19 protein-coding genes are annotated in these 24909 nt (G+C 71.0%); 9 read left to right on the top strand and 10 right to left on the bottom strand.

The window, feature by feature from the left end:
- Window positions 1–507: 507 nt before the first annotated feature.
- From KUM03_RS21290 to thyX, 3 genes are all read right to left on the bottom strand, one after another.
- Window positions 508–2193, bottom strand: coding sequence for a ribonuclease J (locus KUM03_RS21290; RefSeq protein ID WP_217250874.1), 1686 nt, complete (start codon window positions 2191–2193; stop codon window positions 508–510).
- A gap of 161 nt (window positions 2194–2354) precedes the next feature.
- Window positions 2355–3254 (bottom strand): 4-hydroxy-tetrahydrodipicolinate synthase, encoded by a 900-nt coding sequence (gene dapA, locus KUM03_RS21295; protein ID WP_217250875.1) that lies wholly within the window; start codon window positions 3252–3254, stop codon window positions 2355–2357.
- A 230-nt stretch (window positions 3255–3484) separates the two neighbouring features.
- A complete protein-coding gene (gene thyX / locus KUM03_RS21300; protein ID WP_217250876.1) occupies window positions 3485–4225 on the bottom strand; it encodes an FAD-dependent thymidylate synthase in 741 nt (246 codons plus the stop codon).
- Between the two features lie 189 nt (window positions 4226–4414).
- Between thyX and KUM03_RS21305 the strand changes: the two genes are divergently transcribed.
- Together KUM03_RS21305 and KUM03_RS21310 are read left to right on the top strand one after the other, a co-directional pair.
- Window positions 4415–4654 carry a hypothetical protein gene (locus KUM03_RS21305; RefSeq protein ID WP_073731493.1) on the top strand — a complete coding sequence of 80 codons (240 nt, stop codon included), beginning with the start codon at window positions 4415–4417 and terminating at the stop codon, window positions 4652–4654.
- A 118-nt stretch (window positions 4655–4772) separates the two neighbouring features.
- On the top strand, window positions 4773–5327 hold the full coding sequence (locus KUM03_RS21310; RefSeq protein ID WP_217250877.1) for a hypothetical protein: 555 nt from the start codon (window positions 4773–4775) through the stop codon (window positions 5325–5327).
- 65 nt (window positions 5328–5392) lie between these two features.
- On the opposite strand, the gene KUM03_RS21315 is transcribed toward KUM03_RS21310, so the two are convergent.
- The 5 genes from KUM03_RS21315 to rpsO form a co-directional block, all read right to left on the bottom strand.
- On the bottom strand, window positions 5393–5848 hold the full coding sequence (locus KUM03_RS21315; protein WP_217250878.1) for a hypothetical protein: 456 nt from the start codon (window positions 5846–5848) through the stop codon (window positions 5393–5395).
- A 24-nt stretch (window positions 5849–5872) separates the two neighbouring features.
- Entirely contained in the window at window positions 5873–6625 is a 753-nt protein-coding gene (gene dapB / locus KUM03_RS21320) for a 4-hydroxy-tetrahydrodipicolinate reductase (protein ID WP_217250879.1), read from the bottom strand.
- Between the two features lie 30 nt (window positions 6626–6655).
- Complete coding sequence (locus KUM03_RS21325; protein WP_217250880.1) at window positions 6656–8035, bottom strand: pitrilysin family protein; 1380 nt, start codon at window positions 8033–8035, stop codon at window positions 6656–6658.
- A complete protein-coding gene (locus KUM03_RS21330; RefSeq protein WP_217250881.1) occupies window positions 8032–10251 on the bottom strand; it encodes a polyribonucleotide nucleotidyltransferase in 2220 nt (739 codons plus the stop codon). The genes KUM03_RS21325 and KUM03_RS21330 overlap by 4 nt, the downstream gene beginning before the upstream one ends.
- A gap of 353 nt (window positions 10252–10604) precedes the next feature.
- On the bottom strand, window positions 10605–10892 hold the full coding sequence (gene rpsO, locus KUM03_RS21335) for a 30S ribosomal protein S15 (protein ID WP_019330982.1): 288 nt from the start codon (window positions 10890–10892) through the stop codon (window positions 10605–10607).
- Window positions 10893–11192: 300 nt separating this feature from the next.
- On the opposite strand from rpsO, the gene KUM03_RS21340 reads away from it, so the two are divergent.
- Window positions 11193–11489 carry a DUF397 domain-containing protein gene (locus KUM03_RS21340; protein WP_217250882.1) on the top strand — a complete coding sequence of 99 codons (297 nt, stop codon included), beginning with the start codon at window positions 11193–11195 and terminating at the stop codon, window positions 11487–11489.
- 28 nt (window positions 11490–11517) lie between these two features.
- Here the strand turns inward: KUM03_RS21340 and KUM03_RS21345 are convergent, their stop codons facing one another.
- A complete protein-coding gene (locus KUM03_RS21345; RefSeq protein WP_217250883.1) occupies window positions 11518–13059 on the bottom strand; it encodes a PQQ-binding-like beta-propeller repeat protein in 1542 nt (513 codons plus the stop codon).
- Between the two features lie 438 nt (window positions 13060–13497).
- Between KUM03_RS21345 and KUM03_RS21350 the strand changes: the two genes are divergently transcribed.
- The 6 genes from KUM03_RS21350 to KUM03_RS21375 all read left to right on the top strand — a co-directional run bounded on the left by KUM03_RS21350 (window position 13498) and on the right by KUM03_RS21375 (window position 23143).
- On the top strand, window positions 13498–16830 hold the full coding sequence (locus KUM03_RS21350; RefSeq protein WP_217250884.1) for an SCO5717 family growth-regulating ATPase: 3333 nt from the start codon (window positions 13498–13500) through the stop codon (window positions 16828–16830).
- Between the two features lie 393 nt (window positions 16831–17223).
- Window positions 17224–19092 (top strand): ABC transporter substrate-binding protein, encoded by a 1869-nt coding sequence (locus KUM03_RS21355; protein ID WP_217250885.1) that lies wholly within the window; start codon window positions 17224–17226, stop codon window positions 19090–19092.
- A gap of 1 nt (window position 19093) precedes the next feature.
- Window positions 19094–20146: an ABC transporter permease gene (locus KUM03_RS21360; RefSeq protein ID WP_217250886.1), complete on the top strand. Its 1053-nt coding sequence runs from the start codon at window positions 19094–19096 to the stop codon at window positions 20144–20146.
- Window positions 20143–21105: an ABC transporter permease gene (locus KUM03_RS21365; protein ID WP_217250887.1), complete on the top strand. Its 963-nt coding sequence runs from the start codon at window positions 20143–20145 to the stop codon at window positions 21103–21105. Before KUM03_RS21360 ends, KUM03_RS21365 begins: the two co-directional genes overlap by 4 nt.
- Window positions 21102–22103, top strand: coding sequence for an ABC transporter ATP-binding protein (locus tag KUM03_RS21370; RefSeq protein ID WP_217250888.1), 1002 nt, complete (start codon window positions 21102–21104; stop codon window positions 22101–22103). Before KUM03_RS21365 ends, KUM03_RS21370 begins: the two co-directional genes overlap by 4 nt.
- Window positions 22100–23143, top strand: coding sequence for an ABC transporter ATP-binding protein (locus KUM03_RS21375; RefSeq protein ID WP_217250889.1), 1044 nt, complete (start codon window positions 22100–22102; stop codon window positions 23141–23143). Before KUM03_RS21370 ends, KUM03_RS21375 begins: the two co-directional genes overlap by 4 nt.
- 760 nt (window positions 23144–23903) lie before the next feature.
- Here the strand turns inward: KUM03_RS21375 and KUM03_RS21380 are convergent.
- The gene (locus KUM03_RS21380; RefSeq protein WP_217250890.1) at window positions 23904–24860 is read right to left on the bottom strand and encodes a bifunctional riboflavin kinase/FAD synthetase; all 957 of its coding nucleotides are present in this window, start codon (window positions 24858–24860) and stop codon (window positions 23904–23906) included.
- Window positions 24861–24909: the final 49 nt, after the last annotated feature.

Below are 24909 nucleotides of genomic sequence, written 5' to 3' on the forward strand. Positions count from 1 at the left end.
ATCAAACTCTCCGTGAATGTTTACCCGTAATCGGGTGACACCACGAGAGCGGAACAGTCGGAGGAATGATCCGACCGTTCACAGCGTCCTCGCTGTGTTTTTTCAAAGGAACCTCAACCCGATCGAACCGATCAGGTCGGGGTATCAACATATCTGGCGTTGACTTTTGGCACGCTGTTGAGTTCTCAAGGAACGGTCGCTTCCTTTGTACTCACCCTCTCGGGCTTTCCTCCGGGCGCTTCCCTTCGGTCTTGCGTTTCCGACTCTATCAGATCTTTCCGATCCGATTTCCTCGGTGCTTTCCAGGTTCCCGCTTTCGCGTTTCCCTTTCCGGCGGTTCCGACTTTATCAGAGATTCTGAGTCGGGATTTCCACCCCCGGGCGTCCCCTCCACGAAGTGGTCGGGTGCCCGTCCGAGCGGAGATGTAAACGTACTGGAGCGGGGCGCCTCGATGCAAATCGAGGCGCCCCGCTCCAGGTTGGCGCTGCCGGCGAACCGACGGTCCGTCAGACCTCCACCACGACAGGCAGGATCATCGGGCGGCGCCGGTAGGTGTCCGAGACCCACTTGCCGATGGTCCTGCGCACCAGCTGCTGGAGCTGGTGGGGTTCGACGACCCCGTCCTGGGCCGAGCGTTCCAGTGCTTCGACGACCTTGGGGAGCACCGCGGCGAAGGCCGAGTCCTCGATGCCGGAGCCGCGGGCCTGGACGTGCGGTCCCCCGGTGATCTTGCCGGTGGACGAATCCATGACCACGAAGACCGAGATGATGCCCTCGTCGCCGAGGATCTTGCGGTCCTTCAGGGCCGGCTCGCCCACATCGCCTACCGACAGGCCGTCGACGTAGACGTATCCCGCCTGGACCTTGCCGGAGATCTTCGCCTTGCCCTCGATCAGGTCGACGACGACGCCGTCCTCGGCGATGACGATGCGGTCGTGCGGAACGCCGGTCAGGGCACCCAGTTCCGCGTTGGCGCGCAGGTGGCGCCATTCGCCGTGGACCGGCATCAGGTTCCTGGGGCGGCAGATGTTGTAGAAGTACAGCAGCTCGCCGGCCGAGGCGTGGCCCGAGACGTGGACCTTGGCGTTGCCCTTGTGGACGACGTTGGCGCCCCAGCGGGTCAGGCCGTTGATCACCCGGTAGACCGCGTTCTCGTTGCCCGGGATGAGGGACGACGCCAGGATCACCGTGTCGCCCTGGACGATGCGGATCTGGTGGTCCCGGTTGGCCATGCGGGAGAGGGCGGCCATCGGTTCGCCCTGCGAGCCGGTGCAGACCAGGACGACTTCGCTGTCGGGGAGGTCGTCCAGCGTCTTGACGTCCACGACCAGGCCCGGCGGGACCCTCAGGTAGCCGAGGTCCCGGGCGATGCCCATGTTGCGGACCATGGAGCGGCCGACGAAGGCGACCCGGCGGCCGTACTCGTGGGCCGCGTCCAGGATCTGCTGGATGCGGTGGACGTGGCTGGCGAAGCTCGCCACGATGATCCGCTTGCGGGCGCCTGCGAAGACCGTACGCAGCACGTTCGAGATGTCGCGCTCGGGCGGGACGAAGCCCGGGACCTCGGCGTTCGTCGAGTCCGAGAGGAGCAGGTCGATGCCCTCCTCGCTCAGCCGCGCGAAGGCGTGCAGGTCCGTGAGGCGGCCGTCCAGCGGGAGCTGGTCCATCTTGAAGTCGCCGGTGTGGACGGCCATGCCCGCGGGGGTGCGGATGGCGACGGCCAGGGCGTCCGGGATGGAGTGGTTGACCGCGACGAACTCGCAGTCGAAGGGGCCGATGCGCTCGCGATGCCCCTCCGCCACCTCGAGGGTGTACGGGCGGATGCGGTGTTCCTGGAGCTTGGCCTCGATGAGCGCGAGGGTCAGCTTGGAACCGATCAGCGGGATGTCCGGCTTCAGCCGGAGGAGGAAGGGGACGCCGCCGATGTGGTCCTCGTGGCCGTGGGTGAGGACGATGCCCTCGATGTCGTCGAGGCGGTCCCGGATGGACGAGAAGTCCGGCAGGATCAGGTCGATTCCGGGCTGCTCCTCCTCGGGGAAGAGCACTCCGCAGTCGACGATCAGCAGACGGCCGCCGTACTCGAAGACCGTCATGTTGCGGCCGATCTCGCCGAGGCCGCCCAGGGGCGTGACCCGGAGGCCACCCTTGGGGAGCGCGGGGGGACGGCCCAGTTCAGGGTGCGGATGACTCAAAAGACTCTCCTCAACCACGCGCGCCACGTACCGGTGGGCACGTGGCGCGCGTGACGTTCGTGCAGAAGCAGTTGTCGTAGTGGGGTGCGGGCACCGGTGGCCCGCCTATTCAGTTGTGAAGTTCGAAGTCCGTCCGTCGTGCGGTGGTGCGAAGTCCGTTGTCAGAGCTGTACCCCGCCGGCGGCAAGATCGATCTTGAGCTGCTCGGTCTCCTCGGGCGTGAGGCCGACCATGGGGGCGCGCAGCGGTCCCGCCGGCAGTCCCTGGAGGGCGAGCGCGGCCTTGGTGGTCATGACGCCCTGGGTGCGGAACATGCCGGTGAAGACGGGGAGCAGCTTCTGGTGGATCTCCAGGGCCTTCTGCACGTCGCCCGCGACGTGCGCGTCCACCATGGAGCGCAGCTCGGGGGTGACGACGTGGCCGACGACCGAGACGAAGCCGACCGCGCCCACGGAGAGCAGCGGCAGGTTCAGCATGTCGTCGCCGGAGTACCAGGCGAGGCCGGAGCGGGCGATGGCCCAGCTGGCGCGGCCGAGGTCGCCCTTGGCGTCCTTGTTGGCGACGATGCGCGGGTGCTCGGCGAGCCGGACCAGCGTCTCGGTGTTGATCGGGACGCCGCTGCGGCCGGGGATGTCGTAGAGCATGACTGGCAGCGTCGAGGCTTCGGCGATGGCCGTGAAGTGCTGGTACAGGCCCTCCTGCGGGGGCTTGTTGTAGTACGGCGTGACGAGCAGGAGGCCGTGGGCGCCGGTGCGTTCCGCGGCGCGGGCCAGCTCGATGCTGTGCTGGGTGTTGTTGGTGCCGACTCCGGCGACCACGTGGGCCCGGTCGCCGACGGCCTCCAGGACGGCCCGTACGAGGTCCGCTTTCTCCGCGTCGCTGGTGGTGGGGGACTCGCCGGTGGTCCCGTTGATGATCAGGCCGTCGTTGCCTGCGTCCACCAGGTGGGCGGCGAGCCGCTGCGCGCCGTCGAGGTCGAGTGCGCCGTCCGCCGTGAAGGGCGTGACCATGGCGGTGAGGACCCGCCCGAAGGGGGTCTGCGGAGTGGAGGTCGGAGCCATGGGTTACACGCTACTCGTTGCTCAGGGCGGGGTCTGCCCTCGGGGGAGGCGGCAGGCCGGGAGAGAGGTGGAGCCCGGCACTGCCTGCTCGGGGGTTCAAGCAGTGCCGGGTCCCTTTGATCAGGCTAGATGAACTTCTCAGAATGCCGCAATACGGACACTTCGGGTGGCTGATGCGTACATGTGTACTCGCGGCGCGTCAGCGGGCCGGCTCCGCGTCCGGCGGCGGCTTACGGCGCCACGCGGCCGTTGGCGTTGAAGGCCGCGTACGTGAGCGGCATGAGCCGGGCCCACTCCTTCTCCATCTGCTCGCCGACCATCTCGATCTCGCGCTGCGGGAAGGACGGGACCTTCGCCAGCTCGTGCTGGGTGCGCAGGCCGAGGAAGTGCATCAGCGAGCGGGCGTTGCAGGTGGCGTACATCGACGAGTAGAGGCCGACGGGGAGCACGGAGCGGGCCACCTCGCGGGCGACGCCGGCGGCGAGCATCTCCTGGTACGTCCGGTAGGCCTGGCGGTAGGAGTCCTCCATCGACCGGCTCACCAGCTCGTGCTGCTCGGGGGTGCCCTCGACGAAGACGTACTTGCCCGGGCGGCCCTGCTGGACCAGCTTGCGGTCCTGCCCCGGCACGTAGAAGACCGGCTGGAGCTCCCGGTAGCGGCCCGACTCCTCGTTGTACGACCAGCCGACGCGGTGCCGCATGAACTCGCGGAAGACGAAGATCGGGGCGCTGATGAAGAAGGTCATCGAGTTGTGCTCGAACGGGCTGCCGTGCCGGTCCCGCATCAGGTAGTTGATCAGGCCCTTGGAACGCTCCGGGTCCTTCCGCAGCTCGTCCAGGGACTGCTCCCCGACGGTCGAGACGCGGGCGGCGAACAGCACGTCGGAGTCGGTCGCGCTGTTCTTGACCAGCTCGACGGTGACGTCGCTGCGGAGGTCGATCTTGAAATCGTCGGCGGGGGTGTCGGTCACGGGTGGAGGGCCTTCCCATCTGGTCGCTTGGCGACGCCACTCTACGGCCGCGGACCCCACGCCCGCCGAATGGGGCGTTCGGTGCCGTGCCGCGATGAATTCGGTGAAACAGGGCACCCGCGAGGGCGTTCGTTCGTCTGTATGAGTAACAGCACTTCATTCCAGTCCCTGAAGGGAGACGCAGCCCCTATGATCCGCCGGCGTGAACCCGTGCCGTTCGCCTTCGTCGCCGAAGCCGACAGGTTCCGCAGCAATGTCACACCCCCGCCCCGGGAGCGGGCGTCCTTCGGCCAGCTGGCCGGGCGCTGGCTGCTCGGCCTCACCGTCGTCGCCGGTATCGCGGGTTCCCTCGTGATCGGGATGCCCGCGCTGTCGGCCGACCAGCCGTCCGGGCACAAACAGCCGTCGCAGGCCTCCGAGAGGCGTTAGCAGCGGCTCGGGCCGGTCGGCCCTGACTCCATCCGGGGACCCGAGGGTGGTGAGCTCAGACACAGGTCGGTAGCCTCACCGGGCACAGCACCTGCCATGGAACGAGTGAGGACCAGCCGTGCCCCTGCCCTTCCTGACGGCCGACCGCGCCTTCGACGCCACCGACGACGTCGCGCTGCCGCACGACGACCGTGACCTCTGGCGCCGGCCCTACCGGCCGGGGCCGTGGCGTGTGGGGGCGGCGGCGCTGATGCTGCTGCTCGCCTCGTTCGTCCTGTTCGCGGCGGTCATCATCGCGGCGACGGACTCATTGTCCGCCGCCGGTGTGGTGTTCGGCGTCGCGCTGGTCGTCATCGTGTGTGCCCTGCGGCTGCTCCGCATGGGCGCGTGGGTGAGCGCGCACGGGCTGCGGCACGTGAGCTTCTTCAGCACGCGCACGGTGGCCTGGCAGCAGGTCGCCAGCGTGCGGACGGTGCAGCAGCCGGTGCGCTGGCTCGGGCTGCCGCGCACCGTCCAGGGGCAGGCGCTGCTCCTGGACCGGCAGGGCCGGTCCGGAGAGACCTTTCCTCCGCTGCTGACCACGCACAACGCCGACTTCCTCGCCCGGGAGGAGGCCTTCGACCGGGCGGCGGACGCCGTGGAGGCGTGGGCCGCCGAGTACCGGCAGGACTGAGGAGACAGAGCGAAGGGCGGGGCCCGAACCGCGTCGCGGTTCGGGCCCCGCCCTTCGCTCTGTGTTCAGGCGGTCTCGACGGGTTTGCCGTCGTGCAGGGCGATCGCCCGCTGCATCGCCTTGCGGGCGCGCGGGGTGTCGCGTGCGTCGTGGTAGGCGACGGCCAGCCGGAACCAGGTGCGCCAGTCGCCGGGGGCGTCCTCCGTCTCGGCCTTGCGCAGGGCGAAGACCGCGTCGGCCGAGTCGCGGTCGACGCGGCCGCTGGGGGTGCGCTTCAGCTCGTCGACGGGGAGTCCGCCCTCGGCGTCGAGTTCGGCGGCGAGGGCGTTGGCCCTGCGAACGAACTGGGTGTTCTTCCAGAGGAACCAGACGCCGATCACCGGCAGGATCAGTACCGCGACGCCGAAGGCGACGGCGACGGGCGTGCCGGTGCCGATGAGCATGACACCGCGGCTGCCGACCAGGACGAAGTAGAAGACCAGGACGGCGGCCGTGACGGCGTAGGAGATTTTCGCGCGCATGGGGTCAGGGGCTCGGTTCGGGTCTCAGTTCAGGTCCAGGAAGTGTTCCAGGCCGAAGGTGAGGCCCGGCGTGGTGACCACCCGGCGGGTGCCCAGCAGGATGCCCGGCATGAAGCTGCTGTGGTGCAGGGAGTCGTGCCGGACGGTGAGGGTCTCCCCCTCGGCCCCCAGCAGGACCTCCTGGTGGGCCAGCAGGCCGCGCAGCCGGACCGCGTGGACCGGGACACCGTCGACGTCCGCGCCGCGGGCGCCGTCCAGGGCCGTGGCAGTGGCGTCGGGCGCCGGGGCGGCGCCTGCCTTCTGCCGGGCCTGGGCGATGAGCTGCGCGGTACGGGTGGCGGTGCCGCTGGGGGCGTCCACCTTGTTCGGGTGGTGCAGCTCGACGACCTCGACGGACTCGAAGTACGGGGCCGCGATCTGAGCGAACTTCATGGTCAGTACGGCGCCGATGGAGAAGTTGGGCGCGATGAGCACGCCCGTCTCCGGGGAGGCGTCGAGCCAGGAGGTCAGCCGCGCGAGGCGCTCGTCGGTCCAGCCGGTGGTGCCGACGACGGCGTGGATGCCGTGGCGTACGCAGTAGTCGAGGTTGTCCATCACCGAGTCGGGGGTGGTCAGCTCGACGGCCACCTGGGCGCCGGTCTCGGCCAGCGTGTCCAGGCGGTCGCCCCGGCCGAGGGCGGCGACCAGCTCCATGTCCTCGGCGGCCTCGACCGCCCGTACCGCCTCGGAGCCGATCCGGCCCTTGGCACCGAGGACGGCCACGCGCAGCTTGCTCATGTCACATGCTTCCTTCTCGAAACGGGACCGTCAGGCGACGGCGTCGTGCAGCCGCGACGCCTGCTTGTCCTTCAGCGGGCCGATGACCGACAGGGACGGTCGCCGGCCCAGGACGTCGCGGGCGACGGCACGGACGTCGTCCGGCGTGACCGAGGCTATCCGGGCCAGCATGTCGTCGACGGACATCTGCTCGCCCCAGCACAGTTCGCTCTTGCCGATACGGTTCATCAGCGCGCCGGTGTCCTCCAGACCGAGGACCGTGGAGCCCCTCAGCTGGCCGATCGCGCGGCCGATCTCGTCGTCGGTGAGACCGTGCTCGGCGACGTGGTCGAGCTCGTCGCGGCAGATCTTCAGCACGTCGTGCACCTGGGAGGGCCGGCAGCCCGCGTACACGCCGAACAGGCCGCAGTCGGCGAAGCCCGAGGTGTACGAGTAGACGCTGTAGGCCAGGCCCCGCTTCTCGCGGACCTCCTGGAACAGGCGCGAGGACATGCCGCCGCCGAGAGCGGTGTTGAGGACACCCATGGCCCAGCGGCGCTCGTCGGTGCGGGCCAGGCCCGGCATGCCGAGGATGACGTGGGCCTGCTCGGTCTTGCGGCCGATCAGCTCGACGCGGCCCGCGGCACGGATCGTGCGCCTGCCGTCGCGCGGGGCGATGGGCGCGGCCACCGGCTCCCGGAAGGCGCCGGCCTTCTCGAAGGCGGCGCGGACCTGGCGTACGACCTTGTTGTGGTCGACGTTGCCGGCCGCGGCGACCACCAGGTGCGTGGGGTCGTAGTGCTTCCGGTAGAAGCGGCGGATGCGGTCGGCGTTGAGGGCGTTGACCGTGTCGACGGTGCCGAGGACGGGGCGGCCCAGCGCGTTGTCGCCGAACATGGTGTGCGCGAACAGGTCGTGCACGCAGTCGCCGGCGTCATCTTCGGTCATCGCGATCTCTTCGAGGATCGCGCCGCGCTCGACGTCGACGTCCTCCTCGCGGATGAGCGAGCCGGTCAGCATGTCGCAGACCACGTCGATGGCGAGCGGCAGGTCGGTGTCGAGCACGCGTGCGTAGTAGCACGTGTACTCCTTGGCCGTGAACGCGTTCATCTCGCCGCCGACCGCGTCGATCGCGGAGGAGATGTCCAGCGCGCTGCGCCCCCGGGTGCCCTTGAAGAGCAGGTGCTCCAGGTAGTGGGTGGCGCCGTTCAGGGCCGGGGTCTCGTCGCGGGAGCCGACGTGCGCCCAGATGCCGAAGGTCGCGGAGCGGACCGAGGGCAGGGTCTCGGTGACGATGCGCAGGCCGCCCGGGAGGGTGGTCTTGCGGACCGTGCCGATGCCGTGCTCGCCCTTGATCAGGGTTTGGGTACGGGCGACGGCCCGCGCCTCCGTGGAGGTGCGGGCCGTCGCCTTGGAGCCACGGGACGTCACTGGTCGGCGTCGTCCTTCTTGTCGTCGTCGCCCTCTTCGCCCTCGATCACGGGGATCAGGGAGAGCTTGCCGCGGGAGTCGATCTCGGCGATCTCGACCTGGACCTTCTGGCCCACGCCGAGGACGTCCTCGACGTTCTCCACGCGCTTGCCGCCGGCGAGCTTGCGGATCTGCGAGATGTGCAGCAGGCCGTCCTTGCCGGGCAGCAGGGAGACGAACGCGCCGAAGGTGGTCGTCTTGACGACCGTGCCCAGGTAGCGCTCGCCGACCTCGGGCATGGTCGGGTTGGCGATGCCGTTGATCGTGGCGCGGGCGGCCTCGGCGGCCGGGCCGTCGGCGGCACCGATGTAGATGGTGCCGTCGTCCTCGATCGTGATGTCGGCGCCCGTGTCCTCCTGGATCTGGTTGATCATCTTGCCCTTGGGGCCGATGACCTCACCGATCTTGTCGACGGGGATCTTCACGGTGATGATCCGCGGCGCGTTCGGGGACATCTCGTCCGGCGTGTCGATCGCTTCCATCATCACGTCGAGGATGTGGAGGCGGGCGTCACGGGCCTGCTTGAGGGCGGCGGCCAGGACGGAGGCGGGGATGCCGTCCAGCTTGGTGTCGAGCTGGAGGGCGGTGACGAACTCCTTGGTGCCGGCGACCTTGAAGTCCATGTCGCCGAAGGCGTCCTCCGCACCGAGGATGTCGGTGAGGGCGACGTAGTGCGTCTCGCCGTTGATCTCCTGGGAGATCAGGCCCATGGCGATACCGGCGACGGGGGCCTTCAGCGGCACACCGGCGTTCAGCAGCGACATGGTGGAGGCGCAGACCGAGCCCATGGACGTCGAGCCGTTGGAGCCGAGGGCCTCGGACACCTGGCGGATCGCGTAGGGGAACTCCTCGCGCGTCGGCAGGACCGGCACGATGGCGCGCTCGGCGAGAGCGCCGTGGCCGATCTCGCGGCGCTTCGGGGAGCCGACGCGGCCGGTCTCGCCGACGGAGTACGGCGGGAAGTTGTAGTTGTGCATGTAGCGCTTGCGGGTCACCGGCGAGAGGGTGTCCAGCTGCTGCTCCATGCGGAGCATGTTGAGGGTGGTGACGCCCAGGATCTGGGTCTCGCCACGCTCGAACAGCGCGGAACCGTGCACGCGCGGGATGGCCTCGACCTCGGCGGCCAGGGTGCGGATGTCGGTGACACCGCGGCCGTCGATGCGCTTCTTCTCCTTGATGACGCGCTCACGGACCAGGGACTTGGTCAGCGAGCGGTACGCGGCGGAGATCTCCTTCTCGCGGCCCTCGAACTCCGGCAGGAGCTTCTCGGCGGCGAGCGCCTTGACGCGGTCCAGCTCGGCCTCGCGCTCCTGCTTGCCGGCGATGGTGAGCGCCTGGGCCAGCTCGGGCCTGACGGCGCCGGTGAGCGCCTCGAGGACGTCGTCCTGGTAGTCCAGGAAGATCGGGAACTCGCCGGTCGGCTTCGCGGCCTTCGAGGCGAGGTCGGCCTGCGCGCGGCACAGCACCTTGATGAAGGGCTTCGCGGCGTCCAGACCGGCGGCGACGATCTCCTCGGTGGGCGCCTCGGCGCCGCCCTCGACCAGCTTGATGGTCTTCTCGGTGGCCTCGGCCTCGACCATCATGATCGCGACGTCGCCGTCCTCCAGGGCGCGGCCCGCGACGACCATGTCGAAGACGGCGTCCTCGAGCTCGGTGTGCGTCGGGAAGGCCACCCACTGGCCGCGGATCAGCGCGACGCGGACGCCGCCGATCGGGCCGGAGAAGGGCAGGCCGGCCAGCTGCGTGGACGCGGAGGCGGCGTTGATCGCCACGACGTCGTACAGGTGGTCGGGGTTGAGGGCCATGATCGTGGCAACGACCTGGATCTCGTTGCGCAGGCCCTTCTTGAAGGACGGGCGCAGCGGGCGGTCGATCAGGCGGCAGGTGAGGACGGCGTCCTCGGACGGCCGGCCCTCACGGCGGAAGAAGCTGCCGGGGATCTTGCCGGCGGCGTACATCCGCTCCTCGACGTCCACCGTGAGGGGGAAGAAGTCGAGCTGGTCCTTGGGGTTCTTGGAGGCGCTGGTGGCCGACAGCACCATGGTGTCGTCGTCCAGGTACGCCACGGCGGAACCGGCGGCCTGACGGGCCAGGCGGCCCGTCTCGAAGCGGATGGTGCGGGTGCCGAAGGCGCCGTTGTCGATGACGGCCTCGGCGTAGTGGGTCTCGTTCTCCACTAGCGAATTCTCCATTACGTGTCGTCTTTTGTCCCTCCTCGCCCGTGTGGCGGGGGGACGGGGCGGAGAAGCGCTCATCCGGTGCGGGCCGGTCTTCGATCGAAGCACCCGGGGTGCTGTCCCCGGGGGCCACTACCGAGGACCGGCGGCGGCAAGGTGCGCTTCTCCTCGTGCACCGCGTACGTCTTGTACGCGTGTGCGTGTGTGTGCGTTTCGTTCGGTGTCGTGCGTTCGTACGTCGTGTGTCGTGCGTCTCGTGTTCTGCTACCACACTACAAAGCCGCGGCGACACTGCGCACGTACAGCAAAGGGAGCGGCCCCCGAACGATGGGAACCGCTCCCTTCACGGCGTCTTACTTGGCGCCCGCCGCACCGCGGCGGATGCCGAGGCGCTCGACCAGCGCACGGAAGCGCTGGATGTCCTTCTTGGCGAGGTACTGCAGCAGCCGGCGGCGCTGGCCGACCAGGATCAGCAGACCACGGCGGGAGTGGTGGTCGTGCTTGTGGGTCTTGAGGTGCTCCGTCAGGTCGGAGATGCGACGGGACAGCAGAGCGACCTGGACCTCGGGGGAGCCGGTGTCGCCCTCCTTGGTACCGAACTCGGTGATGATCTGCTTCTTCACTGCGGCGTCGAGCGACACGCGTACTCCTCTGGTCTGTGAGTGGCCACCGAGTGCCCCCGGTCTACGTCTCGGGGGATCTTCCGTGACTCGGAAGGCGGGGATCCGCTGGGCGCGGCCTCCAGGGCTCGGGGCTCCGGGGGCGCGTACACAAACGGCCGTCACACAGCGTACCAGTCCGGGTGGACACCCCCGGCCGGTGGCCCGGGGAGCGGGCCGTCACTCCGGCGGGCACGGACATGGACAAACCGCTGACCAGGTGAATCGCGGCCACTAGGGTAGCCGCACAGCCGACCGCAGGACAGGAAGGACCCAGCCGCGATGGCCGATGCCGAGGACCTCGAACTCAAGGCGCGCAAGGAACGGGAGCGGGACGAGCTCTACTCCCTCGACATCTCCGGTGTCGAGTGGCACAGCGCGCCCGGCACCGAGGAGCACGAGGAGCGGGTGGAGATCGCCTACCTCCCCGCCGGCGCCGTCGCCATGCGGTCGTCGCTCGACCCCGACACCGTACTGCGGTACACGGAGGCGGAGTGGCGGGCGTTCGTGCTGGGGGCGCGGGACGGGGAGTTCGATCTGGAGCCGGCGTCGCCGGACGGGGACGCCGGACCGCGGTGACGTGCGGGCGGAGAGGCACCGGGCAGGCTCAGGGCTTCTCCGCCGCGCTGCTCCCGATGCCCAGGACCAGGTAGAGCCACTGCTTCTTCTGTTCGCCAGACGGACCGTTCGCGGACTTGCGGCCGAAGAAGATCCGGCCGTTCTGGACGACGATGTCGTTCTCGTTCATCAATGTCATCGTCTCGGCCTCGGCCGGGAGCCCGAAGTAGAAGTACGGGATCTGCTTGTCCGTCCCGGGGTCGAGCGCGACCAGTGCGTTCGGTGCGATGTGGTCCTCGCTCAGGCGCAGGGCGAGGAGCCGGCCGCCGCTCATCCGCACCGGCTGGAGCAGGGATCCCGGACCGGAGTCGAACTTCTTCGTCGTGTTCCCCGTCTCCAGGTCGAAGCCGATGATCCAGTTGGAGACCTGCTTCTCGAGCTGGTCCTCGCTGCGGATGAAGACCTGGTCCGCGCCCACGGCGATGGTCGGGCAGTCGTCGATGACCAGGTAGTCCGTGTAGGAGCAGTCGGCGACGTACGCGCCGTTGCGCAGGCTGATCGTGGCGCGGTCGCGGCCCTTGTCGTCGAGGGACAGCAGGTCGGTGATCTCGATGTCGCCGCCCGCGACGGCGAGGACCGTCGGCTCGGTGGAGGCCACCTTGAGGTCGCGGATGCCCTCGGCGGCGGAGTACGTCCACACGGTCCGGCCCGTGGCGGGGTCCACCTTGCGCACCTTGTACCCGATGTACTGGTAGGAGGTGTCCGGCACGCTCTTGTCGCCGCTCCAGCACTTCTGGCGGACGATCAGCGCGTGTCCGCCCGCGGCGCCCATGTCCTGGCACGGGCTGGTGGCCGTAGTGGACCAGCGGCGCTCGCCCTTCTCCATCCCGTACGCGGTGGTGCCGCCGCCCCAGGTCACGGCGACCGTGTCGTGCGTCAGGGTCACGCTCGGCCGGTCCTGGCCGGCGTCCTGCGCCGACTGGAGCCCGGACGGGGAGGTGGGGAAGCGGGCCTCCCAGACCATGCGGCCGTCGTCGAGGTCGACGAAGGCGACCTGGTTGCAGTAGGCGTCCTCCGCCCAGTCGTTGGCCCGGAAGAGGACGGCGGTGCGGTTGTCGCCGGTCACATGGCGGGTGTAGCCGCAGATGGGACCGTCGAGACCGAGCTTCCACTCCTCCTTGCCCGGCTCGATGTCGGTGCCGATGCGCATGCCGACGAGGGTCTTGTTGATGCCCTTGGCGAGGATGCGGTCCGTGGCCCACATGCCCGGCATCTCCACGCGCTCACCGGGGTTCATGTCGTCCACGGAGAACCGGAAGGCCATCTCGCCCACGGTGCTCGCGGGTTGCTTCTCGACCGTCTGCCGCACGTCGAGGGGGCCCTGCGCCTCCGTGGCCCCCTTCTCGTCCCGGGAGGCGTTCTCGCCGTCCCCGCCGCCCCACAGGAGCCAGCCGCCGGTGCCCAACGCCGCGACGAGAACCACCGCGAGCAGCGCGGTCAGTGCCTTGCGTGCCTTCCGTCCGGGCTTCCGTTCGTGGGTCTGAGCGGCCGGCGGGGGCTGGGGCATGGAGGGGGGCGGGCCGAAGCTCACGCGTGGGTCCTCTTCCTGGTCATGGGATCTTCCCGCGAAGGGATGACGACAAAGGGATCGACAAGCGTCCCTACTATGCCGGTGCCTTGATCACTCGCGGGTACTGGAGAGACCTCTCCGACCGAGTTCTGTCCGAGTTCTGGCCGACTTGTTCAGGGATGTCGTGTGGCGGATGCACGGATTCGGAAACGAGGTACGGCACTTCGGGGCAGGCTGTGACGCAATGGGCAGATGCTGAGGTGAGGACGGGGCTGCCGGGGCGGGGCGTGTGGTGATTAGGCTGGTGTCCGGCGCGACGCCAGAACCCGTGGACGGGGCGTCGGCGTCGTACGGGGAGGGCCGACGATCGGACGACCTCGTTTCACTTCGGACAACGTCGGACGACAAAAACGGTCGCCCCAGCACGGCTTGAGGGGCTCGACCACACCAGGAGGAACTGTGAGCAGCGATCGGGACGGGATCCGCGGGGGCTGGGCGACGCCCGGCGATGACCAACCCGACACGGAGTCCGCAGTCGAGACGACGGGCGAGTTCACCATCGACTACGCCCCGCCCGCCTGGTACACGCAGAACGCCTCCAGCGACTCGGGGCAGGGTCAGGGACAAGGGGCGGGACCGACGGGGAGTCCGGGGGCCGGTACCGCTTCCGGCGCCGCCGCTCCTTCCGATCCGGCTGCTCCTCGGGGGCCGGTTCCGCCGCTGCCGGGGCTGACTCCCCCGCCGCACGCTGCCGGGGCCGGCGGCTCCTCGTCCTTTCCGGCTCCCTCGCCGGGGGCGCCCTTCACTCCGCCGCCGCCCGCTCCGGGCACCGCGTTCACGCCGCCTCCGCCGCCGCCCGCTCCGGGCACCGCGTTCACGCCGCCTCCGCCGCCGGGTCCGGGGGCGCCCTTCACTCCGCCCGCGCCGTCGGGTCCCGGGGCGCCCTTCACTCCGCCCGCGCCGTCGGCCGCCGGGCCGGCCGGAGTTCCCAAGCTGCCGGCCGGGAGCGGCTTCGAGCCGCAGCAGCCGCAGCCGCCCGAGCAGCCGCAGGGGCGTGAGGAGTCCGAGCCCGAGCCCGAGGCGGAGCCGCAGGTACGGTCCGAGCCGGAGGGCGTGGCCGCCCCGGTGCCCGCCGCGGACCCGGCCTCCCCGACGGCCGTACCGGCGTTTCCGGCTGGTGGGTTCCAGCTCCAGGCACCCGCTCCCCCACCGGCCGAGGACCCGGAGCCCGAGGACGAGCCCGGCAACGGTGACCTGGAGAGCGGCGCCACCATGCGCTTCTCCGCCGCCGCCCTGAAGCGGGAGATCACCGAGCGTGCCGCGGCCGATGACGCCGGGCAGGACGAGGAGCGGCCGGAGTCGGAGACCGACGAAGCCGAAGCCGGCGCCGGCGTCGGGGACGACGTACCGGGGCCTGCCGACGAGGCCGGTGAGAATGCGGCGGGCGCTACGGATGCGGCGGGCGCTACGGACGAGGGTCTGTCGGTGGCGGACGACGCCGTGGAGCCCGAGCACGCCGACGATCCCCGACTCGGTGACGCCGACGCCGACGCCGACGGGCGGGACGACGTACTTGACGAAGGCGGCACGGCCGCAGCTGCCGACACGTCGGTCACGCCCGACGGGGACGAGTCGCTGCCTGTGGCTCCGGCTCCGGCTCCGGGCAATGAGCCCGAGGACGCGGTTCCCGAGCCTCGGGACACCCCGCTGCCCACGACGGACGTCGTGACGCCCGCTGCCGAGCCCGCGGACGCCGTCCCGGCCGACAGCGCAAGCTCGGACGCCGCGCCCGAGGACGCCGTCCCGGCCGACGCCCCGCCCGCGGCGCAGGCTGCGGTGCCGCCGCTGCCTCCGTCGTACCCTCCCGTCGCCCCGGCCCCGGCGAACCAGTGGCCCGCCGAGCCGCAGCCCGCCCCCGCCGCTCCGGCACAGCAACCTCCCTTCCAGCCGCAGGCGCCCCAGCCGGCGCCCGCCGCGTGGAATCCGCCGGCCACCGCGCCGACGCCGCCGAACCAGGCGTTCCCGAACCAGGCGCCCCCGCAGCCCGCGCCGCAGCAGGGCTACGGCTTCCCGCAGCCGGGCGCCACGGCTCCGGCGGCACCGCAGCCGCCGGTCCAGCAACCGGGCGGCGCTCCCACCCCCGCGGCCGGTTACGGGTTCCCGCAGGCGCCCGCGTCGCACGGGCAGGAGCCGCAGCCCCAGCCGCAGCCCGGCGTGGCCCCCGGTATGCCGCAGCCCCACCCCGGCGTACCGCAGCAGGGGCAGCCGCAGGGCCCTGCCGCGCAGCCCCCGTCTGCCGCGCCGCAGGCCGCTCAGCAGGGCTTCGCTCCGCAGGTTCCCCCGGCCCAGTCGGCGGCTCAGCCCATGGCCCAGCCGGATCAGGCCGCGCAGACCCCTCCGGTCCCGACCGCCCAGCAGCCGCACCAGGCACCGCCCGCGCCGCAGCCCGGGCAGCCGGGCCAGCCCCACCCCCAGCAGCCCGTGGACCCCCGCCTCGGCGCCGCCTGGCCGCAGCCCATGCAGCACGACCAGCGGCAGCCCACCAACCCGGGTGCCGCGCCGCTCGGTTACACGGCGGCCGTGGAGCTGTCGTCGGACCGGCTGCTCAACAACAAGAAGCAGAAGGCGAAGAGCAGCCGCCCCGCGGCCGGCGGTTCCCGCTTCAAGCTCGGCGGGAAGAAGGAGGAGGCCGAGCGGCAGCGGAAGCTGGAGCTGATCCGCACCCCGGTGCTCTCCTGCTACCGCATCGCGGTCATCAGCCTCAAGGGCGGCGTCGGCAAGACGACGACCACCACCGCCCTCGGCTCCACGCTCGCCACCGAGCGGCAGGACAAGATCCTCGCGATCGACGCCAACCCGGACGCCGGTACGCTCGGCCGCCGCGTGCGCCGCGAGACCGGGGCGACCATCCGCGACCTCGTCCAGGCGATCCCGTACCTCAACTCGTACATGGACATCCGGCGGTTCACCTCGCAGTCCGCGTCGGGGCTGGAGATCATCGCCAACGACGTGGACCCGGCCGTGTCCACGACCTTCAACGACGAGGACTACCGGCGCGCGATCGACGTGCTCGGCAAGCAGTACCCGATCATCCTCACCGACTCGGGCACCGGTCTCCTCTACAGCGCCATGCGTGGCGTGCTCGACCTCGCCGACCAGCTCATCATCATCTCGACGCCGTCCGTGGACGGCGCGAGCAGCGCCAGTACGACGCTGGACTGGCTCTCCGCGCACGGGTACGCCGACCTCGTGTCCCGTTCCCTCACCGTCATCTCGGGTGTCCGCGAGACCGGCAAGATGATCAAGGTGGACGACATCGTCGGGCACTTCCAGACGCGGTGCCGGGGCGTGGTCGTGGTCCCGTTCGACGAGCATCTGGCCGCCGGCGCCGAGGTCGACCTCGACATGATGCGGCCGAAGGTGCGGGAGGCGTACTTCAACCTGGCGGCGATGGTCGCCGAGGACTTCGTCCGCCACCAGCAGATGCACGGGCTGTGGACGTCCGACGGCAACCCGCCGCCGGTCGCCGCCCCGCCCATGCCGGGCCAGCACCACCCGGGCCCGCACCACCAGGCCCAGCCTCCGATGCCGGGCCAGCAGGCCGTGCCCGGCCAGCAGCCCATGCCGGGCCAGCCCGGCGCGCCCGGCCAGCCGGGCCAGTACCCCCAGCCCGGGCAGCCACAGCCCGGACAGCACCACCCGGGACAGCCGTACCCCGGGCAGCCGTACCCGCAGCAGCCCGGTTACGGGTATCCGCAGCCGGGGCAGGCGCCTCCCCCGCCGCAGCAGTAGCCCACCGGCCCCCGAACGCCCGCGCCGTCAGCCGACGGCGCGGGCGTTCGCGCGTTCATGGCGTTAACGGCGTTAACGCCGTTCGCAGGCAGAACCGGTGGGACTCGGCCGTCACGCTCTCACCAGGGAGGCACCAGAGGTCTGAGCCAATGAGAGTGGTCCTTCGGTCAACTCCTTGTTTCCGCAGGCCACATGGGGTTTGACGGACCGTTGACGCGTGCAGACTGCCGCTGATAGACACACACTTCATTCCGCCGGCGTCACCCGATCAAGCACGATCCAGCCATTCGCCGTTCGCTCCAACCTGTTCACAACTGTTCACACCTGTTCAAGCCCGCCTCACGCGGGGGCGCACGGCGTCTCCCGCGTGCGATGACGTGAGGTCAGGGAGTCATGAGCACACACGATCAGCACGGCAGTGGACGTTCCGGCCCCCGTCCGAGAAGGGCACGGCTGCTCGCCGCCGCGGGCGCCGCGGCGCTCCTCCTGGCGGCGGGGACCGTCACCCCGGCGGCCTCGACGGCGCGGGCCGCGGACGACGACCAGGGGCAGAAGAAGGTGCTCACCGTCGCCGTGGCGCAGAGTGTCGACTCGCTCAGTCCCTTCCTGGCGGTGCGGCTGCTCAGCACCAGCATCCACCGGCTGACCTACGAGTACCTGACGAACTACGACCCGAAGGACAACCACGTCATCCCGGGCCTGGCCACCGAGTGGAAGTCGTCGCCGGACAAGCTGACCTGGACGTACACGATCCGCTCCGACTCCAAGTGGTCGGACGGGGAGCAGGCCACCGCCGAGGACGCGGCCTGGACGTTCAACAAGATGATGACGGACGACGGCGCCGCCACCGCCAACGGCAGCTTCGTCGCCAACTTCGAGAAGGTCACCGCGCCCAGCCCGACCCAGCTGGTGATCCGGCTGAAGAAGCCGCAGGCCACGATGACCGCGCTGGACGTGCCGATCGTGCCCAAGCACGTGTGGGAGAAGGTCGGGGACTTCTCGAAGTTCAACAACGACAAGGACTTCCCGGTCGTCGGGAACGGTCCCTTCGTCCTCACCGACTACAAGCCGGACAGCTACGTACGGCTGGAGGCGAACAAGGACTTCTGGCGTGGCGCGCCGAAGTTCGACGAGCTGGTGTTCCGGTACTACAAGGACCAGGACGCCGCCGTCGCCGCCCTGCGCAAGGGCGAGGTGTCGTTCGTCGCGGGCTCGCCGTCGCTGACGCCCGCCCAGGCCGCCTCCCTCAAGGAGGACGAGAACATCCATGTGAACGACGCCCCCGGCCGCCGCTTCTACGCCCTCGCCACCAACCCGGGCGCCCGTGCCAAGGACGGCACGAAGATCGGTGACGGCCATCCTTCGCTGCTGGATCAGCGGGTGCGGCACGCGCTGTTCATGGCGGTGGACCGCGAGGCGATCGTCGACAAGGTGTTCCAGGGCCACGCGGTCAAGGGCGAGGGCTACATCCCGCCGCGCTTCTCGCAGTACTTCTTCGAGCCGTCGGCCGAGCAGGAGCTGGCCTACGACCCGGCGGAGGCGGCGCGGCTGCTCGACGAGGCGGGCTACCGCAAGAACGCCGACGGCAAGCGGGTCGGCAAGGACGGCGAACCCCTGAACTACCGCGTCCTGTGCCACGCCACCGACCCGAACGACAAGGCGGTCGGCAAGTACCTCCAGGAGTGGTGGGGCGAGCTGGGCATCTCGATGACCCTGGACTGCCGGGACAACGTGACCGACCCGTGGCTGGCCGGCGAGTACGACCTCGCCTTCGACGGCTGGTCCGTCAACCCCGACCCGGACTTCGTGCTGTCCATCCACACCTGCGCGGCGCTGCCGGCGACGCCGAAGGACACGGGGGCCACCGACAACTTCATCTGCGACGAGAAGTACGACGAGCTGTACGCGCGGCAGCTCGGCGAGTACGACGCCGGCAAGCGGGCGGAGATCGTCAAGCAGATGCAGTCCCGGCTGTACGACCTGGGATACATGAACGTCATGGCCTACCCGAACGCGGTCGAGGCCTACCGCACGGACCACATCGAGTCGATCACCACCATGCCGTCGGCGGCGGGCAACATCTACGGGCAGGACGGCTACTGGAGCTGGTGGTCGGCCGTCCCCGCGGACTCCGGTGACTCCTCCGGCGGCTCGTCGTCGACCGGGGTCGTGATCGGGGCCGTCGCGGGCGGCGTCGTCCTCGTCGGGCTCGTGGTGTTCTTCGCCCTCCGCCGGCGGGCTTCGGCGGACGAACGTGAGTGAGGTGGCGGCGTCCGCGCCGGCCGGAACCGGGCCGGCCGGCGGTGGCGACACCGCCGGCCGCCCGTCCCGTACGCGCCGCGCGTACCCGAGGTACGTGGCGGGCAAGCTGGCCGGAGCCGTCGTCTCCCTGTTCGCCGTCCTGGTCACCAGCTTCTTCCTCTTCCGGATGATCCCCGGCGACCCGGTGAAGTTCATGACCGGCGGCCGTCCGGTCTCGGCCGAGCAGATCGCCGCCTACCGCCGGGAGTTCGGGCTCGACCTGCCGCTGTGGCAGCAGTTCACGGAGTACTGCGGCAAGGCGCTGACCGGGGACCTGGGCACGTCGTACCAGTTCCGCGCGCCCGTCGTCGACAAGATCACCGAGGCGCTGCCGAACACGCTGCTGCTCACCGGCACGGCCTTCGTGCTGTACACCGCGCTGGGCGCGTTCCTCGGCACTCGCTCGGCGTGGCGGCACGGCCGGCTCGGCGACCGTCTGAACACGGGGCTGGCGCTGACGCTGTACTCCGTTCCGTCCTTCTGGCTCGGCCTGCTGCTGATCATCGTCCTGTCGGTGGGGGTGGACCCGCTGCCGGGCCTGTTCCCGACCGGGGGCATGGAATCGGGGGGCGGTGAGGAGGGGTTCGCCTACGTCGTCGATGTCGCGCACCACCTCGTGCTCCCGGTGGTGACGCTGGTCGCGGTGGAGTACGGGCAGACGCTGCTGGTCACACGGTCGGCGCTGCTGGACGAGATGGGCGGCGACTATCTGACGACGGCGCGGGCCAAGGGCCTGCGGGACGATCTCGTACGGCGCCGGCACGCCGTGCCGAACGCGCTGCTGCCGACGGTGACGCTGGTCTTCGTCAATCTCGGCCGGACGGTGGCCGGTGTCATCCTCGTCGAGACGGTCTTCTCCTGGCCGGGGCTGGGCGGGCTGTTCTACCAGGCGCTCAGCGTGCCCGATCTGCCGCTCGTGCAGGGGCTGTTCTTCGTCTTCGCCGCGGCGGTGATCCTGATGAACACCCTGGCCGATCTGCTGTATCCGCTGTTCGATCCGAGGGTGGGCCGATGACCGCCGAGAAGGCCGAGACGTCCGGGACGGCGGAGACTGCCGAGACGGCCGGGGCTTCCGAGACACCGCCCGGTTCGCGTGCGCTCGCGTGGCGGCGGCGCCGGGCTTCCCTCGCGCGCTTCTGGCGGGAGTACCGCAGGCACCGCGCGGGCGTGTTCGGGCTGGTGGCGCTGTCGTTGTTCGTGCTCGTCGCGCTGACGGCGCCGCTGACCGTCGGTTCGGACGTGGAGAGCGTGACCAACGCACCGGGGCAGCCGCTGGAGAGCCCGAGCGGGCAGTTCCCGCTGGGCACCGACCAGTTCGGGCGGAGCCTGCTGGGCCTGCTGGTCTGGGGCTCCCGCGTCTCGCTGCTGGTCGGGCTGCTGGCCGCCGCGCTGTCCGTGACGATCGGCGCGCTCATCGGGATCACGGCCGGGCACTTCCGCGGCTGGTACGCCACGGTGATGATGCGGATCACGGACTGGTTCCTCGTGATGCCGACGCTGGTGCTCGCCATCGTGCTGGCGACGGTCCTGTCCCGTTCGCTCGGCACGATCGTGCTGGCGATCGGCGTGACCACCTGGCCGACCACGGCCCGGCTGGTGCGGGCGCAGACGCTGGCGGTGGAGTCCCGGCCCTACATCGAACGCGCGAAGGCGCTCGGGGGCGGGCACTGGCACATCATGTCCCGGCACGTGCTGCCCAACGTGATGCCGCTGGTCCTCGCCCAGACGACCCTGATCATCTCCTCCGCCATCCTGGCCGAGGCGACCCTGGCCTTCCTCGGGCTCGGTGATCCGACGGTCGTGTCCTGGGGCGGGCTGCTGCAGGACGCTCGGGAGGCGGGCTCGGTGAGTTCGGGCGACTGGTGGTACCTGGTGCCGCCGGGCGTGGGGATCGCGGCCGTGGCGCTGGCGTTCACGCTGTGCGGACGTGCGGTGGAGGCCGTGCTCAATCCCAGGCTGGGGGTGTCCCGTTGAGTCTGCTCGAGGTGCGCGACCTGAAGGTGACGTATCCGGGAGGTGTGGCGGCCGTGCGCGGGGCCGGCCTGACCCTGGCGGCCGGCGAGAAGCTCGGCGTCGCGGGCGAGTCCGGCTGCGGCAAGTCCACCCTGGCGCTGGCGCTGCTGCGGCTGCTGCCGGCCGGGGCCCGGGTCGGCGGGGAGATCCTGCTGGACGGCGAGGACGTACTGACGATGAAGTGGGGCCGGGTCCGGGCGGTGCGCTGGGCCGGGGCGTCGATCGTCTTCCAGGGCGCCATGCACTCGCTGAACGCCGTGCACCGCATCGGGGACCAGATCGCCGAGCCGATCCTGCTGCACCGCAGGGCCACACCCGCCGGTGCGCGGAAGCGGACCGGGGAGCTGCTGGAGCAGGTCGGCCTCCCGGCGGCGCGGGCGCGCGCCTACCCGCACGAGTTGTCCGGCGGGCAGCGGCAGCGCGTGATGATCGCGATGGCCCTGGCCTGCGACCCGCGTCTGATCGTCGCCGACGAGCCCACCACGGCACTCGACGTGATGATCCAGGCGCAGATCCTGCGGCTGATCGAGGGCCTGGTGGGTGAGCAGGACGTCGGCCTGATCATGATCAGCCACGACCTCGCCGTGCTGGCCGACACCTGCGATCGGCTCGCGGTGATGTACGCGGGCCGGGTGGTGGAGGAGGGCCCGGCCCGGCAGGTCTACGAGGACGCCCTGCACCCCTACGGCCGGGCGCTGTCGGAGGCATTCCCGAGGATCGGGGACCCGGGCTCGCGGTTCGCGCCGCGGGGGCTGCCGGGTGACCCGCCCGACCCGGCGGCGGTGCCGTCGGGGTGCGCGTTCCATCCGAGGTGCCCGGTCGCGCTGGACGTCTGTGCCACGGACGACCAGCCGTTGCGGCAGGCGGGGATGGACCGGCGGGCGGCCTGCGTCCACGTGGGTTCCGGCGCCGGCACACCGCCGGCGCGGGACGAGGAAGTGAGGAGCGGCACCCCATGACCGGCACCACGCCCGAACTGCTGAGCGTCCAGGGGCTGCACGTCGCCTTCCCCGGCCGGGGCGGCGGGCCGCCCGCCCGGGCCGTGGACGGGGTCGACCTCGACGTCCGGCGGGGCGAGATCGTCGCGCTGGTCGGCGAGTCGGGCTGCGGCAAGACGACACTCGCCCGGAGCCTGCTCGGTCTCGTCCGGCCGACCGGAGGCCGCATCACCTTCGACGGAGCGCCGCTCGAACACTCCGGCCGCGCGCTGAAGGCGTACCGCAAGCGGGCGCAGCTGGTCCTCCAGGACCCGAGCGGCTCGCTGAACCCCCGGCACACGGTGTACGACATCGTCGCCGAGGGCCTGCGCATCCACCGTCACGCCGGGGACGAGCGGACGGCGGTGGCCGAGGCGCTGGCCCGTGCGGGGCTGCGTCCACCGGAGCGCTTCTTCCTGCGTTACCCGCACGAGCTGTCCGGCGGTCAGCGCCAGCGGGTCGTCATCGCGGGCGCGCTGGTCCTGGAACCCGAGTTCCTGGTCGCCGACGAGCCGGTGGCGTCCCTCGACGCGTCGGTGCGCGGGGAGATCCTGGCGCTGCTGCTGCGGCTGCGTGACGAGTTGGGCCTGTCCGCGCTGGTGGTGACCCATGATCTGGGGCTGGCGTGGAACATCGCCGACCGGGTCGCGGTGATGTACCTCGGTCGCATCGTCGAGACGGGTGCGGTGGAACAGGTGCTGACGGCGCCCCGGCATCCGTACACCCAGGCCCTGCTGTCCGTCCTGCCGGAGGCGCCGGGCCGCCCCGTCGTGCTGAGCGGCGAACCGCCCGACCCGGCGCACATCCCCACCGGCTGCCGTTTCCACGTCCGCTGCCAGGTCCTGGCCGGGGGCGATGCGGCACGCGCCGGTGTCGCGGACGCCTGCCGGAACCGGGACCTGGGGATCCTGCACGGCGGCGGCGAGTCCCAGGTCGCCTGCCACTGGGCGCGGGCCCGGGCGGTCGAGGCGACGACGGTCGGGGGCGGGGCCGGGGGCGGGGCGGCTGTGGAGCCGGGCTGAGGGGTGCCGGGGCTGACGGGTGCCGAGCTGACAGGGGGGCCGAGCCGGCGGGTGGCTGGTGACGGGCGGGCGCGGGGCCGTGGCGGGCGGGCCCACCACCGGAGACGGGCGCATGCGTGTCCGTGACGGACCGACGGGCGGCCGGTGACGGGCGTTCACGCGCGATCGTCGCGGGCGGGCTCAACACCGATGGCGGGCGCACCCGCCACCGTGACGGGCCGGCCCACGACCGGTGACAGGCGTTCACGCACGGTCGTTGCGGGCGGGCTCAACACCGATGGCGGGCGCACCCGCCACCGTGACGGGCCGGCCCACGACCGGTGACAGGCGTTCACGCACGGTCGTTGCGGGCGGGCTCAAGGCCGATGGCGGGCGCACCCGCCACCGCGACGGGCCGGCCCACGACCGGTGACAGGCGTTCACGCACGGTCGTTGCGGGCGGGCTCAACACCGATGGCGGGCGCACCCGCCACCGTGACGGGCCGGCCCACGACCCGTGACGGGCGTTCACGCACGGCGTGGTGTGGGCCAGCCACGGCCGGTTACGTGGTGGGCGGCGAGGGCGTGGCGGGTGGGCACCGGGTGCTGTCGTGTCAGGGCGTCCGGTCGGTCGGTCACGGGCCGTCGTGCGGCGTAGAGCGGCCGCCGCGAGGCGTGAGCGTCGGTGCGGCGGGGTGCCTGCACGGGGCCGGGCAGGGACGGGGGCTGCGCGGAAGCAGGCCGGTGGCGCCGTCGGACGGGCGGGCCACCGGCCTCGTCGTCAGTAGCGGTCGGCGTGTGCCGCGATGATCTCGCGGCACTTCTCGACGTCTTCGCCCATCTGGTCCAGCAGCGCGTCCAGCGTGTCGAATTTCGCCTGCCCCCGTACGAAGGCCAGGAAGTCGACGGCGACGTGCAACCCGTACAGGTCGAGGCCCACGCGGTCGATCGCGTACGCCTCCACCGTGCGCTCGGTGCCCTCGAACTGCGGGTTGGTGCCGACGGAGATCGCGGCCGGCATCACCTCGCCCTGGGCGTTCAGCCAGCCGGCGTAGACACCGTCGGCCGGGATGGCGGTGTGCGGGAGGGTCTCGACGTTGGCCGTGGGGAAGCCCAGCTCACGGCCGCGCTGGGCGCCCCGGACGACGACGCCCTCGACGCGGTGCGGCCGGCCCAGGATCTCCGCGGCGCCCCCGACGTCGCCCTCGGCGACCAGGCGGCGGGTCAGGGTGGAGGAGAACGGCTCGCCGCCGCCCGCCTCACCGGTCACGTACAGGTCGACGACCTCGACCTCGAAGTCGTAGACCTTGCCCTGCTCGGTGAGGAAGTCGACGTTCCCGGCGGCCTTGTGGCCGAAGCGGAAGTTGGGGCCCTCCACGACCGCCTTGGCGCGCAGCCGGTCGACCAGGACCTTGACCACGAAGTCGGCGGCGGACAGCTTCGAGAACTCGGTGGTGAAGGGGAGGATCAGCACGGCGTCCACGCCCAGGTCGGCCATCAGTTCGGCGCGGCGGTGGTGCGGGGCGAGCAGCGGCGGGTGGCTGCCGGGGCGGACGACCTCGCTGGGGTGGGGGTCGAAGGTGACGACGACTGCGGGGACGCCCAGCTCGCGGGCGCGGTCGACGGCGTGCTTGATGATCAGCTGGTGCCCTCGGTGGACACCGTCGTAGGAGCCGATGGTGACGACGCTGCGTCCCCAGTCCTCGGGGATGTCCTCCAAGCCACGCCAGCGCTGCACTGTGTCTGCTCCTTGTCGCAAACTCGTCGGAGTCGATGCCTCTTACGCA

Origin of the sequence: Streptomyces sp. AC602_WCS936 (assembly GCF_019049125.1) — a bacterium.
GTDB lineage: Bacteria > Actinomycetota > Actinomycetes > Streptomycetales > Streptomycetaceae > Streptomyces.